We start from the raw sequence: 15,664 nt of genomic DNA, 5'->3' as shown, positions 1-15,664 counted from the left end.
GAGGGCCGCCAAACAGCGACCCTCCAGCGAAAGTGCACGTTATTCAGTACTGTGCGATCCTTTGAAAAAGGACTGCTGTAGAATTACATATAAGAGTCACCCGGAAGGAGCGATCGATGAAAAGTAAACGATTTGTCCTGAATGCACTTCTGGTACTAGCACTTTTAGCGCTCTTGGCCTTCTCCTGCTGGTACGCAAACCAACCAGCATTTGGCTACGTATTGTATGCAGTAATGTCCGGCGATAAGGCTTATCGCACTCTACGCGCAATTGACGTTCTCTTTTTCTATATAGCCGGCCCCTTATCAATCGCTTTGCTTGCGTTTATTGTCATTTACAACTTTAAGAAACGCTAACGGGGCTTATTTAGAATCCGAATCGTCCATGGAGCCGTCGATACCGGTTTTGGTATCGTCGTCCGAGTTGGAGTCATCGTCCTTGGCAAAGGGGTTCTTGAAGAAACCCGTCGAATCCGGCTGCAGACTCGAGAGCTTGATCCAGGGATTATCCGTGAGGCTCATGATGGGATGCACCTGCACCGAGCTCTGCATGACCTTAGGCGAAATCACGTTATCGGTGACGTTTTGCGCGACCATCGTCACGATGAGCGTCCATAACGCCAACATAGGGCTGAACATGAAACCGAGCACTGTGGCGATTGCTGCGCTCACCCAAGGACCGACGACCGGAACCAAATGCATGATGCCGGTAAAGATAGCCATGAGCGCCGCATACGGATGGCCGATGATCATAAAACCGATAAAGGCGAGGAAACCACCGCAGATGGACGTCACGACCATACCGCGCATGTAGCCGCCGACAGAGCGAGAAAGAATGGCGACCATAAAGCGGTACGAGGTCTCCTTCTCCTGACCGATGATGGTGCAAATCTCGTGGTGCATGCGAGGGTAGTCGCAGGCCATCCAGTAGGCAAGCACCAGGCCAAGGAAGATAACAAACAGCTGCGACGCTGTATTGGTGATGAGCGGGAACACACCACGACCAAGCTCGGCAGCAATCTGAGACACATACTTCGATGCCACGGCAACCAGCGACGAAAGATTATCGTCCAAATACTCCTTGAGCGGCGTGTTGTTGAGCGTCTTGGCATGCGAGATCATCTCGTTGAGATCGCCACCTGCAACACGAAGCTGCTCGGGCAGGCGGCTCAGGACTTCCATGATCTGACCAAAGAGAATCGGCGACAAGATGCAAACGACACCGACGAGCACGGCAACAACAACAATAAGCGCGATAAGCGAACCGATGCCGCGATTCACGCCATGGTGCTCGAGCCAATTGGTGATCGGGGACATCACAAAGGCAATGATGGAGCCGACGGCAAGAAACTCAATAACCGGTGCCAGGATGCCCATAAGGTTAAAGATGACAGCGGCGATGACAATGCAGCCGACAACAGCCCAAATGCGCAGCGTCAGAATGCGGGTGTCGCGCAGCACGCGATCGGTTTGTTGGGGGTGCTCACTCATGAACGAATCATCACTCCGTCGGGGTCGATCTTGTCCTGAATCTTCTTAAGCGTGCGGCGCAGCAGACGCGAAACCTGCACCTGAGAAATACCCAGCTTCTTGGCGATCTCGATCTGGGTCATGCCCTTCACAAAGCGTAGCTCGATCACCTCGCGCTCGCGCGGCGAGAAATCGCGGATGGCTTCCTCGATCACCAGGCGGTCATCAGTAAAGTCGAGCTCGTTGTCATCGTCGGCGTAACGGTCGAGAATCGACGGCGCATCGTCGGAATCGGACGCACCAGGAGCCTCGATGGGCACCGAGGTATAGGCCGAAGACGATTCCATAGCCTCGAGGACCTCATCGACAGTCACATCTAGATACTCAGCGATCTCCTCAACCTTGGGCGAACGCTGCAGCTCGTTGGTAAGTTTGTCAGTAGCCTGGTTGACCTTGGCAGAGAGCTCCTGCAGGCGACGCGGAACGCGCACACTCCAGCCCTTGTCGCGGAAATGGCGTTTGATCTCGCCCAGGATAGTGGGTGTCGCAAACGTCGTGAACTCGAGTCCGCGCTCGGGATCAAAACGGTCGATAGCCTTGAGCAAACCCAGATAGCCGACCTGCATGAGGTCGTCGAGCGGCTCGCCGCGATTCTTAAATTTGTTGGCAAGAAACCTTACCAGGTTCATATGGGACATGACGAGCTGCTCGCGGGCGTCCGGATCACCGGTCTCCTTGTAGCGACAAAACAGCTCGCGGGTTTTCTCCTTGTCCCAAGCGGTCTTGCCGCTCCGGGAACGTTCGGTCATATTAAATATCCGCCTTGAGGTCGAGGGAAAGCGTCAGGGGCGCCGCAGTCTTTTCGTAGGAGTCGCACACGCTCGCCAAAATAAGCTCGGCATAAACAGCAGCCTGGTCATCCTCGTCGACGGTGGCCTGATCGCCAAAGGTAAAGGTCATGCCAACGTGAGATTCATCGACATCGAATTTGATTGAGATGTCGTCGGAATCAACAGCCGCGCAGCCAAAGATAAAGGCTTCCTCGGCAGCCATGCGGATGTCCTCGATGCGATCGACAGACATGGAACACAGGGCACCAACGTTGGCTGCCGTCATGCGCACAAGGCGAGCGAGACGCGGGTCGCCGGCAACGGTCAGCGTGATGGGGCAGGTTGCTTCGCTACTCATCGCAGGACTCCTCAGAGGTCTCGGAGGGTGTATAGGTGTAATACTGAGCCCGCTTGGATGCAGACTTCTGACCATCACCGTCGCCCGCGGCGGCCTCGTCCTCGCCAATTAGGACGCGCTCGGTAGGCCGCTCTGCCTCCGCAGCAGCAGCGGCGAGCTTGCGATCGGCGTCGGCTGCAGGAGCCTTCACCTTATTGAAGAGCTTCTGCACAGCACCGGCGGCAGAGTCGGTCACGCTCGACACAGCATTGCTGGCCTCGGCCATGCTGCCCGTAACCTCGGAAATGTCGCGAACCACGGCTTCGACCTCTACGAGATTGGAGGTAAGGGCATCAACTGCCGTCTTGCTCGACTTAAGCAGCGGCTCCATCTGGGCAAGCGCCGGCGTAAGCTCATCGACAGCGCCATCGAGCTTTGCCACCACAGGCTGAGCCTCGGCGATGGTGTTGTTGAGATCGTTCACGGTCTTATCGAGCGAATCAACGACGGTGCGGGTCTTGCGCAGGGTAAGCGCGAGCTCAACGATGGCCCACACGCCGGCAACGGCGAGCAGCAGCAGGGCGATTTGAATGGGACTCATACAAGCCTCCCGGAAGAATCGAAATACAGACGCTTTCCATGGTACCCCAAAGGAGACCGAACATGCCAAGAGCAGCAACGTGGGACAAAATTATCAGCAGCTACTTCGGTGCATTCCCGCTGCGGTCGCGTTCGCTTTGCTCTACGCGCCATTCTTCCCAACCGCGGCCGGCAGGCTGCCAGAACGCGCCGCGCTCCAGTCCCTCGGGCAAATAGCGCTGATCGACCCAGCCTTCGGGATAATCATGTGGATACTTATACACACCGTATTCATCGCTGCCCGGGCGATGGCGATCGCGCAGATAACTCGGCACCTCGCGAAGCCCACTAGAATGGATATCGGCCAACGCCGCATCGATCGAAGCCTCACACGCGTTGGATTTTGGCGCCAAGCACACATAGAGTGCAGCCTGAGCCAGGTTAATTCGGCACTCGGGATAGCCGATGACCTCTGCAGACTTAAACGCGGCATGTGCCACCAAAAGCGCCTGCGGGTCAGCGTTGCCAACGTCCTCAGAGGCATGAATCATAATGCGACGGGCGATAAACTTAGGATCCTCCCCTGCATCGATCATGCGCGCAAGCCAGTAGACCGTGGCATCGGGGTCGCTACCGCGCATGGACTTGATGAACGCACTGATGATGTCGTAGTGCATGTCGCCGTTTTTGTCATACGTAAAGCCGCGACGCGGATTGGCAATCTTTACGTCATCCACGGTGATGGGATAGCGCTCCCCCGCCGCCGGCGCAGGCGTCCCCTCGGTATCGGGACGCGTGACGGCAATCTCGCTCGCCAGCTCAAGTGTCGTCAAGGCCGAGCGTGCATCACCCGCGGCCAGCATACAAATGGTCTTGACCGTATCCTCATCGGCCGAGAACTTACCGTTCAGACCATGTGGTGCCTCAAGCGCACGTTCAATAAGCGTGGCGATATCCTCATCCTTCAGATGCTCAAGTTCCACCACACGCCCACGCGACAACAGTGCCGAGTTGACCTCGAAGTACGGATTCTCCGTCGTAGCGCCAATCATAATGACGGTACGGTTCTCAACCGCATGCAGCAATGCATCCTGTTGTGACTTCGAAAAGCGATGAATCTCGTCGATAAACAGGATGGTGCGACGGTCATACGTATTCAGGCGTGTCTTTGCCTCGTCGATCACACGACGCAGGTCCTTCACGGTACCCGTGACGGCGCTGACTTCGACAAACTCGCTCTTGGTATGGTTGGCGATAATATGGGCCAGCGTCGTCTTACCCGTACCGGCAGGCCCGTACAGAATCACGCTCGAAAGCACGTCGTGCTCGATCGCGGCACGCAACCATGAGCCCTTACCGACGGCCTTTTGCTGGCCCACATACTCGTCGAGCGAATTGGGGCGCATACGCACCGCAAGCGGCGCATTCTGAAAGGAACGCTCGCGCGTCGAAGCAGAAAAAAGGTCGTCCATAGCCATCCCGTGTATCAATCAAAAACGTTTTCCGCTAACAGTATACCGAATTTATACGAACTACCGTTCGTTAATATAGGTACGGTGCGGAAACTTCAATCCCGGAAACAGCTTGCTCGTGAGCTCGCAGAAATAACCGTCCGTCATGCTCGCAATGTAATCCACGACCGCCTGGTCCTTATCGTTCTGCCAGGCATAGGCGCGATCGTAGTAGGAAAGCTGCTGCTCGATGCGAGAAATGTGGTGTTTAAAGATATACGAGGACTCGTCACCTTCGTTTATATCCTGCAGGCAACGGTCGTAAAGCTTTTCGAAGGCTTCGCGCAGCTCCGCCTCGGAGTCGCCTTCGATACCGCCCTTGCTATAGATCTTCTCGTAGTTCTCGCGCTTGGCCCGGCGGATCTCCTCAAACAGGTCCTCGCTCATCTCGATGCGCGGCTTACCATAGCTATGCTCCACGATATCGATGGAAGCGTGCGTAAGGATCCAACTGTTGTAGGCACCGCCCCGGCCATCATCAAAAGCGTCAGGTGACAGCAGGCCCGCCGCGATCGCATCCTGACGGTCACGACCGACGTAGGCAAGAATATCCGAGATGCGAACGACGCAGCCCTCGAGCGTCATGGGACGCAGATGCTCAATTGCGCTATATCCCGTGGCAATGCAATCCTCAACCGTCTGGTCAAACTGGTCAAAGGAGCTCATGTCCGAGAGCTCAAACACACGCTGCTCGTACTCACCGTTATGGCATAGCACGCCGTCGAGCGTCTGGAGAGACACGTTGCGGCCGTACAGCGTGTCGAGCACGCGGACCGACTGCACGTTATGGAAAAAATAACGCCCCGTACGCTCATGATAGATATCGTTGAGGAAGCGCTCGCCGGCATGGCCGAAAGGCGTGTGTCCCAAGTCGTGACCCAGGCCAATCGCCTCGATCAGATCGCAATTGAGCCCCAGGGCGCGACCGATATCGCGCGCAATGCGGGAGACGAGCTGCACGTGCAAACCGCGGCGTGACAGATCGTCATTGCTACGGAAGCTAAAGACCTGCGTTTTGCCTGCATAACGGGTGTACGCCGGAAGATGAAGTATCTTTTCGGTATCGCGCATAAACGCCGGACGCATAAGCGTGCCTTTGTCGGCGGCGCGATCAATTCGACGAATGACCTGATCGTCGTTGCAACGATACAGGTTGACATAGCCCGAAGCACGATCGGCGGCAATGCGCTCGACAAGTTCGGGCGACAACGCCGAGGGAATACGGTCCATGCGCGCCTTAATGACGGCCGTTTCTTGATTAGTTGCCATGGCATGCTCCTTAAGAAGGATGCGCAATCGGTTACAAAGTGCAGCCCACAACCTCGATTATGGCAAAAATCGGCACCAAAAATGGGAGCAATGGCAGGGAGCGTGATTTTGCGATGAGGCAAGCGACGGCAAGGGTCAGGAGCGCAACCGCAAACGCGACAACGCCGCCCAGGGGATCGAAGGTACAAAGGGCAAAGAGTGCCTTGACGTCCCCCATGCCAATGCCAGGAGCGTGGCGAACTCTACGCCAGAGCGACTCGGTAAGCACAAGGCCAAGGTAGACGATGACTGCAAGACCGGCGTGGTCAAGTGCCGTGCTAACGCCCCTGTCGAGGCAAACACCTGCAAACGCCGCCACCGCACACGCACCGGCAAGCTCATTGGGAAACCGCCGCTCGCAGACATCAATCGCCGCACCGGCAAAGGCGCAGATCCAAAATGGGATGTAGAACATCGTGCACCTCCATGAACAGCTGCTCAAAAGCAAAAACCGCCACAAAGGTGCCTGTCCCCTTTGTGGCGGTTTTGGTAGTGGTTATTTGGCGCCTTGCATGACCTCGTCGAGGGTGACGTTTACGGCATGCTGGGTAGGAACCCAGTCGACCTTCAGGAACAGCGCTGCCACCGTGATGGGGATATAGCTGAACATAAAGATCGGGAAGGTAAACAGGTTGGTCACCAGGCGCCACTTTTGAGCACAGTGAATGTGCTTGTACTCAAAGATGGTCGTAAGCAGCGCCAAGATAAAGAAGGTCTGGTACATCATCGCGAACGTCATGATAAGCGAGGCGGCACAAGCCTGCATCTCGACTTCGGTAGCCAAGAAGCCGTGCGAAAGACCGCCCACGATCAGGAACGTCGCATTGGCGAGCATCGAGATCAGCGATAGCAGCATACCCGGGGCGATGGTCATAAACATGTCGTAGGCGGCAAAGCGATGATAGCGGAAGGTCGATTTGACCAGGTGCTTGCCATAGGTAAAAAAGACCTGGTAGAAGCCCTTGGTCCAGCGCATGCGCTGTTTCCAGGACGCCTTAAACGTCACCGGCTGCTCGTCAAAGAACTCCGCCGGCGCATAGCCAATGCGAATGCCGTGAATGGCGCAGAACGTGGTGAACTGGATGTCCTCGGTCAGCGTGTGGAACTGCCAACCGTGCATGCCCTCGATGACACTGGCGGAGATGAGGTAGCCCGAACCCGAGACGGCGCAAGACGTCTTGCAGATGTTGCGCGCGTTGTTGAGAAAGCGCGCCTCGCGCAGATACCACGTGGCATTAGCCGCCGAGATCCACGAGCTGCCAAAGTTCTTGGAGTTACGATAGCTCGTGACCACATGGAATCCCTGGTCAAAGGCATCGTTCATCTTGGACACGTAATCGCGGGAGATAACGTTATCGGCATCGAAGATAAAGTAGCCCTCGAACGTGTCGGGATACTCGTTAAGAATGCGATCAAAACCAAAGTCCATGACCCAGCTCTTACCCTTGCGGGCCAGGTCGTTGCGCTCATAAACGATGGCACCCGCCTCGCGCGCGAGCTGCGCCGTGTTGTCGGTGCAGGCATCGGCGACCACGAAGACCTCGATAAGCTCGGACGGATAATCCTGATCCTTGATGGAGCGAACAAGGTTGGCGATCACGGCCTCCTCGTTATGCGCCGCGATAAAGAAGGCATAACGATGGAGCTTTTTGGCCTTGGGGGGCGCGACCTCACCACGAAGAGCGCCAATGACAAAGAAGACCACCTGGTACAGAAAACAGACCGTGAGCAGCGTGACGACAATCTGGTTGAAGATCACGATGGGTGTGTTGGTTTGTAAAAAGGCGAGCATGCAGGCTCCCAGCAACGCGTTACGTAAACAACCGTATATCTTACCGCAGGCTTACCGAGTTCAAGAAACCACCTAATACTGGCTAGGCTTCGAGAAGACCGAGCTGCGGAACGATTTCATCTCCAACGGCCGTGCGACCGAGCGAGCGCGGGGCCAGATCATCCAGAACCGCCGCAAGATCCCACGGAAGCTCGTCACGGCACTCAATGCGCTCCCCCGTCACGGGGTGGTCGAACGCCACGCGCCAAGAATGGAGGAACTGCCTGGTCAGGCCCTGATCGGCGCGCGCATCGCACTTACCGTAGAGCGGATCGCCCACGCAGGCGTGGTTGATATGGCGCATATGCACGCGAATCTGATGCGTGCGGCCGGTAAACAGGTGGCACTCGACGAGCGTGTAGCCGTCGTCGAAACGCGTGGAATCAAAGCGCTCGAGCACCTTGAAGGTCGTGATGGCCTGACGCGCAAAGGGGTCATCGGAAACCGCCATCTTGACGCGGTCGCGCGTCGATCGGGCGATACCGGTGTTGATAGTGCCCTCGTCCATGGCGATGTGACCGTGAACGAGCGTGATATAGCGACGGTCGAGCGTGCGCGTGCGGATGAGATTCTGAAGCGCGCGCTGGGTGTCGTCGTCTTTTGCCGCGAGCATAAGGCCCGAGGTATCGCGATCCAGGCGATGCACGATGCCGGGGCGGTCCTCACCCTGCACGGTACCAAGATGATCGATACCGCAATGGTAGACCAAAGCGTTCGCAAGCGTGCCGCTCTCGTGGCCGTGGGCGGGATGGCATACCAGCCCGCGCTGCTTGGAGAGCACAATGAGATAGTCATCCTCATAGCGAATGTCGAGCGGGATGGCCTCGGGAATCACGTCAGTCGGATCGTGCGGCTCGGGCAGGTCGACCGAGATGCGGTCACCGGAGCGCACGGCATACTTTTTTGACAGGCAGGTCTCGCCGTTGACGGCGACGGCACCGCCCTCGATCAGATGCGCACAGGCAGAGCGCGTGGGACAGCCATCGTTGGCGCCCAGATAGGCGTCAAGACGCTGACCAGCGGAATCGTCGGCAACGAGAATATGGATGTCGGCCATTAGCGCTCATTCCTTTCGCGAATCTTGCGGGCACGCTCCCCACGCTGCTTGGCTTTGCGTTTGGCGCGGGCCTCGTCACGGGCGTTGAGCTCGGCAGTCGCATCGACCTCGCGAGCGGCGGGACTCAAGAACATGTAACCAATGAGCGCCAGCACGACGCCGACCGTAATGCCGATATCAGCAACGTTAAAGACGGGAAAATCGATGAACGTGGTGGCGATAAAATCGGTCACGAAGCCAAAGACAAGGCGATCGATCGCGTTGCCGATGGCGCCGCCCGCAACCATGGCCATGCCCACAACCTCAAGACGAGCGAGCTGAGGCGCACGGAGCAAGTACACGGCAATGGCGACAATGACCGCCAGCGCCAGCACGGCAAATGCGATGCCATGCCCCTCGCCCATGCTAAAGGCAGCACCGATATTGCGGACAAACAGGAAGTCGATCACGCCGGGGATGACGGTCACATGCAGTGCATCGCCCACGGCACGAACCGCAAGCTTGGTCAACTGGTCAACAAGCAGCACAACCAGCGCCACCCCACCAGCAACACCCAACCGCCAACGCAAAGGCGGCGTCATATCCCCAGTACGACCCAAAGAAATCCCCTACCCTCAGAACAATCGAATTCCGTTTAACGCAATTAACCATCTTATATTGCCACACGCAGAGCGCACGACATATTCGCTAACGCCAGATAAATAACCAGCATAAAAGAAAGCGGCATTCCGAAAAACAGAATGCCGCTTGAATATGACACAGGTAGTCGTTGGGGACGTTCTTGTTTGACTAGTCGTTTAAGAACGTCCCCAACGACTAGGTCCATAGAAACGCCGCATTACCGTCGCCAACAGCGAAAACGTCCCTAAGCGAGCAAGGTGACGTGAAAGAGGAGGGAAGCGTATTTTGGTACGCGACCGACGATTGAACGTCAGATTGCCGCTTAGGGGCGTTTGCAGCGTCGGTAGGTTACGGCGTTCTACGAACGCCGTAACCTACAGCGCATCAGCGCAGCGCTTACAGATATGTGCGTGGCCGTTGTACTCGCCAACGGTGGTGCGGTAGTTCCAGCAACGGTCGCAGCACTCGCCCTCGGCAGCCTCAATGGCAACGGAGAGTTCCTCGCCCTGAGTCAGCTCAACATCGGAGACGATGTAGAACTCGGCCAGGTCGACGGCTTTGTCGCCGGTCAGCAGCGCGTACATCTCGGCGGGAACGACCGCCTTGACGCGGACCTGCTGGCTCTTGGTGAAGGTGCCTGCAGAACGGGCATCCTCAAGGGCCTTGGTCACGGCGCTACGGAGCTCGAGCGAAGCCTCGAGCACGCCCTCAAACTCATTGGCCTCGTCGACCGTGATGGGCGACTTGTACCAATCGAGCAGCGCGGCGTACTTCTGGTGGTCGACGCAGCCGGCAGGCGCATAGGCCATGGCCTCGTCGACGGTGTAGGACAAAATCGGCTGCAGATCGCGCATGAGCATCGAGAAGAGCTCGGCCAGCACGGTCTGGGCGCTGCGGCGCTCGAGCGAGCCGGGCTTGTCGCAGTACAGGCGATCCTTCAGGGCGTCGAGGTACACGTTGGAAAGCTCGGTAACCACGAAGTCATAAAGCGCACGGTAAGCGCGCGGGAACTCGTAGCAAGAGTAAGCGTCGTCGACCTCGGCCTGAACCTGGGTCAGACGGGCAACCATGAGCTTGTCGAGCGGCAGCAGGTCGGCAAAGGCGACACCGTCGGTCTCGGGCTCAAACTGGCCCTCGAGCTCGGAAAGCAGGAAGCGCAACGTGTTGCGGAAACGACGGTAGGCATCGGACGTACGGGCAAGAATCTCGTGGTCGATGGACACGTCGGAGCTGGTGTCAACGGAAGCAACCCACAGGCGGATGATGTCGGCGCCCATCTCGTCACAGACCTTATTGGGGTCGATGACATTGCCGAGCGACTTGGACATCTTGCGGCCCTGGCCATCGAGCGTGAAGCCCTGCGAGACGACCGCCTTGTACGGAGCATGGCCGTTGGCACCCACCGAGGTGAGCAGCGAGCTCTGGAACCAACCGCGATGCTGGTCGGAGCCCTCGAGATACACGTCAGCCGGGTACTCAAGCTCGGGTCGATACTCGCAGACGGCCTTCCAGGACACGCCGGAATCCCACCACACGTCGAGGATGTCCTTATCGGCCTTGAGGTGATGGCCGCCACACTTGGGGCAGACGCAGGCCTCACCCAGATAGCTCTCGGGAGCGTCGGTGAACCAGGCGTCGGAGCCCTTCTCGTGGAAGAGCTTGATGACGGCGTCGAGCGTGGCGTCGTTCATGACCTTCTCGCCGCAGTCGGCGCAAGTGTAGCTGGGGATAGGCACGCCCCAGTTGCGCTGGCGGCTGATGCACCAGTCAGGGCGTTGCTCGACCATGGCGCCAATGCGGTTGGCGGCATGGGCCGGATACCACTTGACGTTCTCGCGGACCTCCTTGCCAGCCTGCTCACGCAGACCCGTCTTGTCCATCGAGACGAACCACTGGTCGGTAGCACGGAAGAGCACCGGGTGCTTGCAGCGCCAGCAGTGCGGATAGCTGTGCGTGATATTCTTCTCGAGGACCAGGGTGCCGCGCTCGCGCAGGAACTCGATGATATGCGGGTTGGCCTCGTCGGTATCCATGCCGCTGAAGGGGCCGCCGGTACCAAACTCCTCGCCGGTGTAGAACTTGCCGTCGTCATCGACCGGCATGCAGATGTCGGTGATGCCCTCCTTGAGGCAGGCAAAGTAGTCGTCGACGCCGTGGCCGGGCGAGTTGTGGACGATACCGGTACCGTCATCGACACCGACGTAATCGGCCAGCAGCGCCACACCCTCGACACCGTCAAAGATCGGCTGCTTGTAGTGGATGTGGTGGAAGGTCTCGGCGGGAACCACATAGGGCTTGCCGTCGACCATAACCGGGGTGTACTCCCAGCCAAACTCCTCGCAGCACTTGGGAGCCAGGTCCTCGAGCATGACCTCGGCACGACCCTCGTGCTCAACGGCGACATAGGCGGCGCCGGGCTTAAGGGAAACGGCCTGGTCGGAGGGGATGGTCCACGGCGTGGTCGTCCAGATGATAAAGTCGACCGGGCCGTCGAAGTTCTCGAGGCCGGCGGGCTTGGAAGTCATCTCAAAGCGCACGAAGATGGACGGGCTCGTCTCGTCGGAGTACTCGATCTCGGCCTCGGCCAGCGCGGTGTGGCAATGCTTGCACCAATGGACGGGCTTGTGACCGCGATAGATCATACCCTTATCGAACATGGCCTTGAAGACCTCGATGTCGGCAGCGTCATGCTGGTGATAGAGCGTCAGGTAGGGGTTGTCCCAGTCGCCAAGAACGCCCAGGCGACGGAAGCCGGCCTTCTGCAGCTCGATGTTCTCGACAGCGAACTTGTTGCAAAGCTCACGGATCTTAGCCGTGGAGGTCTGGTTGAACTTCTCGGTGCCGAGCTTCTCCTCGACCTTGTGCTCGATCGGCTGACCGTGGCAGTCCCAACCGGGGACATAGGGAACTTCGCAGCCCTGCATCATCCAGTAACGGTTGATCATGTCCTTGGAAATCTTGTTCATGGCATGGCCGATGTGGATCGGACCGTTGGCGTACGGAGGACCGTCGTGCAGCACGAACTTCTTGTGACCCTCGTTCTTCTTCAGAACCTGCTCGTAGACCTTGTTGTCCTGCCAGTCCTTGAGTCGCTTGGGCTCGGACTTGGAAAGACCGGCACGCATGGGAAAACCGGTCTTGGGCAGATTCATCGTCTGCTTGTACTCGTTTGCCACGGTACCCCTTTCATGTCGTGGGCGCGCACGCCCGTTGGGCACCAAAAAAAGCGCCCGTCCCTGCAAGCTGGGACGAAGCGCCACAAAACGGGCTGCACGCCCGCAAAAGCTCTTCGCTTAACCACCCAGCTTAGATGCCCTCGCCCGCGTATTCGCGCGCTCGCATCCGTTACTCGGCTGGCCTGTATCGACGACCATCTCGGCGATGTCTACTAAGACGAACCTGCGCGGCACGTCCGTTGGGACCGCAGCTCCGGGGTGATTTTCATCGGTCGCATGCACGGGTTCTCAGCGCTCCCCGCTCTCTGTAGCATGCGGACGGCCGACTACTCGTCCCCATCAACGCTTATGCGGAGTATGCTAGCACGTTCCGCGCCGGCGAAAAACCCTCAACACTGGTTTTATACGTTCGAAATTTCTCGCTATTACAGCCCTTCTCTAGGAGCAAAATACCTGAAAGCACTTTATCGAACGAAAGAAGGTTGCTATGCGCACGATTGGAATGAGCGACTACACCGTTGGCGAGGATTGCTTTACCGAGCTGTCAACTGCACTGGCGGAGTACGGCGCGAAGAAAGTCGCCATCATTGGCGGCAAGCGAGCCCTGGCTGCGGCGCTGCCGGGAATCGAGGCGGCACTTGAAGGTACCGATGTCGAGGTCCTGGAGACGCGCGTCTATGGCACCAACAGTACGCGTGCCAATATCGCCAAGGTCGTGAACTCCCCTGCCTGCCAGGAGGCTGATGTTCTTATCGCCTGCGGCGGCGGCAAGGCGCTCGACACCGTCAAGACGGCGGCCATCGAGCTCAAGAAGATCGTCTTCACTGTCCCGACGATCTGTTCCAACTGCTCCGCCGCGACCGCCATTGCCGTCGTGTACAACGACGACGGCTCGCTCGAGGGATATTCGTACCCCAACCGACCGGCGCACATCTTCATCAACCCCAAGATCATCGCCGAGGCTCCGGCGGAGTACTTCTGGGCCGGCGTGGGCGATGCCCTGTCCAAGCAGCCCGAGGTCGAGTACGCAACGAGCGCCGGTAATTTGGAGCACACCGCCGGTCTTGGCCTGGCGCTTGCCCACACCTGCTCCGAGCCGCTGTTTACCTATGGCGTCCAGGGTCTTGAGGACGTGCGCCAGGACCTGTCGAGCGAGGCTGTCAAGCAAATCGCACTCGATATCGTGGTCAATACGGGCTATGTCTCGAACCTGACGAACCAGAACGATTACTACTACAACTCAAGCGTGGCGCACGCATTCTACAACGCCACATGCAGCATTCCGCGCGAGGGCACCTACCTGCACGGCGAAGTCGTGAGCCTGGGCGTGCTCGTGCTGTTCGCCTATACGGGCGATACCGAGAACCTTGAGCGCTACGCGGCCTTTAACAAGCAGATGGGCCTGCCCGTGACGCTTGAGCAGGTCGGGCTTTCCGAGTCCGATATCCCGGCCCTGTGCGAGTACGCGCACGCCACCAACGAGTGGAAGCAGGGCAACCCCGAGCCCTTCACCGACGAGAAATTCGCCGCCGCCATCAAGGCCGCCAACGCCTACGGCCACACCCTCTAGCACTAACCCAAAACCACCACAAAGGGGACAGGCACCTTTGTGGTGGTTTTTTATTGCTCCAACATTCAGTTCGCACTCGAACCCGATTCTATACGAGAAAGGGTCCGGGTACGTTATTTGTTTATCGGTAATTCTGCGGAAGGACCACTCGGAACGGTAAACAGAAACGAACAGAGGCAGAGTACCATCGTGGTGATGGTATCCTGCCTTTTGTTTTGCGGAACCAAGGTCGCTTTATGCGAACTTGATCGCCACTTATATGGCGCATTGATGGCAATTGCTGCGTACGTGCGTACCGGGAGCCTGTACACCTCTGGCAAGGCGTAACACACTAGACTTTGTTCCAAAGTCCGTGTGCTAAGGGGGCAGGGCCCTTAGAATTCCTGTGGAGTGTGTACGCACGTACGCAGGAAAACAGCAAATTACGCTATATCAGGGCGTTCTTTCATTGGTGAGTATGGTATACACGGCTTAGTTCAACAAATATGAAATTATATATAAAGGAGAATATTGATGAAAATGTTTTTATGTTCGCACTTTTCAAATGTAGGAAGTCTGATAAAGGAAGAAATTGAAAATAAAAAAGTCGCATTTATTCCAACAGCTTCGCTGCGTGAAGGCTACACCGGTTATGTCGGCTCGGCTCGAAAATTATTCAAAAAGTTGGGAGCAATTGTAACTGAAATTGATATTTCAACGGAGGCTTATTCAACGATACAGTCTCTTTTTGAAGATGCGGATGTGATCTATTTTACCGGCGGAAATTATTTTTTCCTTATAGACCAGCTCCGTAAAACGGGAACGGATGAGCTGCTGAAGAAAGAATTGGCAAAGGGAAAACTGATGATTGGTGAATCGGCAGGTGCGATTGTATGCGCTCCAAGCATCCAATATATCGAGCAAATGGATGAAAAGCCGGAGGACTACTCACAAGAAGATGATGCAGGGCTTAATTTGATTGATTTCTATGTTCTTCCGCATTTTCTTACAGCACCATTTAAGAAAGTTACCGAGAAAATAATAACTGAGTTTTCGGATTTGAATCTATGCGCAATTAACAATCGTCAGGGAATTGTAATTGATGGTGAAGGTTCAAAGGTTATTTGCAAAGACTAATTTAAACTTCCAGTTTGCTGCACTCGCTCCTAGCAGGGTTTGGGGCAGGCACGCCCCAACAAGAAGCCGGCCCAAAGGGGCAAGAATGGGGACTGCGGACGATTTCTTGGACCGTTACGTGGCCCTTCCCAGTGGAGTGGGAAGGATAAACTGGACTTTCTTTTAAGGACCATCAAGCGTATTGCCGCTCGTATTCCACTGGAGACATGTAGCCCAGGGTGGAATGCATGCGCACCCTATTGTAATAGAGCTCTATGTA

15 protein-coding genes are annotated in these 15,664 nt (G+C 56.9%); 3 read left to right on the top strand and 12 right to left on the bottom strand.

The features are described 5' to 3' along the window. Positions 1–116 precede the first annotated feature (116 nt). Positions 117–356: a hypothetical protein gene (locus RX395_RS06900; protein WP_316366464.1), complete on the top strand. Its 240-nt coding sequence runs from the start codon at positions 117–119 to the stop codon at positions 354–356. Between the two features lie 6 nt (positions 357–362). Here the strand turns inward: RX395_RS06900 and RX395_RS06895 are convergent, their stop codons facing one another. From RX395_RS06895 to ileS, 11 genes are all read right to left on the bottom strand, one after another. Beyond that, positions 363–1,490, bottom strand: a complete 1,128-nt coding sequence (locus RX395_RS06895) for an AI-2E family transporter (protein ID WP_316366463.1) — start codon at positions 1,488–1,490, stop codon at positions 363–365. Beyond that, complete coding sequence (locus RX395_RS06890; protein WP_316366461.1) at positions 1,487–2,278, bottom strand: RNA polymerase sigma factor SigF; 792 nt, start codon at positions 2,276–2,278, stop codon at positions 1,487–1,489. Before RX395_RS06890 ends, RX395_RS06895 begins: the two co-directional genes overlap by 4 nt. A gap of 1 nt (position 2,279) precedes the next feature. Beyond that, the gene (locus RX395_RS06885) at positions 2,280–2,657 is read right to left on the bottom strand and encodes an ATP-binding protein (protein ID WP_316366459.1); all 378 of its coding nucleotides are present in this window, start codon (positions 2,655–2,657) and stop codon (positions 2,280–2,282) included. Then, positions 2,650–3,237, bottom strand: coding sequence for a hypothetical protein (locus tag RX395_RS06880; RefSeq protein WP_316366457.1), 588 nt, complete (start codon positions 3,235–3,237; stop codon positions 2,650–2,652). Before RX395_RS06880 ends, RX395_RS06885 begins: the two co-directional genes overlap by 8 nt. 100 nt (positions 3,238–3,337) lie before the next feature. Then, complete coding sequence (locus RX395_RS06875; protein ID WP_316366456.1) at positions 3,338–4,687, bottom strand: replication-associated recombination protein A; 1,350 nt, start codon at positions 4,685–4,687, stop codon at positions 3,338–3,340. A gap of 60 nt (positions 4,688–4,747) precedes the next feature. Beyond that, the gene (locus RX395_RS06870; RefSeq protein ID WP_316366454.1) at positions 4,748–5,995 is read right to left on the bottom strand and encodes a deoxyguanosinetriphosphate triphosphohydrolase family protein; all 1,248 of its coding nucleotides are present in this window, start codon (positions 5,993–5,995) and stop codon (positions 4,748–4,750) included. Between the two features lie 31 nt (positions 5,996–6,026). Beyond that, positions 6,027–6,449, bottom strand: coding sequence for a prepilin peptidase (locus RX395_RS06865; RefSeq protein WP_316366452.1), 423 nt, complete (start codon positions 6,447–6,449; stop codon positions 6,027–6,029). Between the two features lie 81 nt (positions 6,450–6,530). Then, a complete protein-coding gene (locus RX395_RS06860; RefSeq protein ID WP_022094595.1) occupies positions 6,531–7,826 on the bottom strand; it encodes a glycosyltransferase family 2 protein in 1,296 nt (431 codons plus the stop codon). An 82-nt stretch (positions 7,827–7,908) separates the two neighbouring features. Continuing rightward, entirely contained in the window at positions 7,909–8,922 is a 1,014-nt protein-coding gene (locus RX395_RS06855; protein WP_316366450.1) for an RluA family pseudouridine synthase, read from the bottom strand. Next, positions 8,922–9,449 carry a signal peptidase II gene (gene lspA, locus RX395_RS06850; protein ID WP_316366448.1) on the bottom strand — a complete coding sequence of 176 codons (528 nt, stop codon included), beginning with the start codon at positions 9,447–9,449 and terminating at the stop codon, positions 8,922–8,924. The genes RX395_RS06855 and lspA overlap by 1 nt, the downstream gene beginning before the upstream one ends. Before the next feature lie 468 nt (positions 9,450–9,917). After that, positions 9,918–12,695, bottom strand: a complete 2,778-nt coding sequence (gene ileS / locus RX395_RS06845) for an isoleucine--tRNA ligase (protein ID WP_394815232.1) — start codon at positions 12,693–12,695, stop codon at positions 9,918–9,920. 511 nt (positions 12,696–13,206) lie between these two features. Between ileS and RX395_RS06840 the strand changes: the two genes are divergently transcribed. Both RX395_RS06840 and RX395_RS06835 read left to right on the top strand, forming a co-directional pair. Then, positions 13,207–14,289, top strand: a complete 1,083-nt coding sequence (locus tag RX395_RS06840) for an iron-containing alcohol dehydrogenase family protein (RefSeq protein ID WP_316366444.1) — start codon at positions 13,207–13,209, stop codon at positions 14,287–14,289. A 513-nt stretch (positions 14,290–14,802) separates the two neighbouring features. After that, a complete protein-coding gene (locus RX395_RS06835) occupies positions 14,803–15,405 on the top strand; it encodes a Type 1 glutamine amidotransferase-like domain-containing protein (RefSeq protein WP_316366442.1) in 603 nt (200 codons plus the stop codon). A gap of 172 nt (positions 15,406–15,577) precedes the next feature. Here the strand turns inward: RX395_RS06835 and RX395_RS10265 are convergent, their stop codons facing one another. Beyond that, entirely contained in the window at positions 15,578–15,661 is an 84-nt protein-coding gene (locus RX395_RS10265; protein WP_226812472.1) for an IS3 family transposase, read from the bottom strand. Positions 15,662–15,664 lie beyond the last annotated feature (3 nt).

Origin of the sequence: Collinsella aerofaciens (assembly GCF_032584215.1) — a bacterium.
Lineage (GTDB): Bacteria > Actinomycetota > Coriobacteriia > Coriobacteriales > Coriobacteriaceae > Collinsella.
This window is presented reverse-complemented; position numbering and strand designations above follow the sequence as displayed.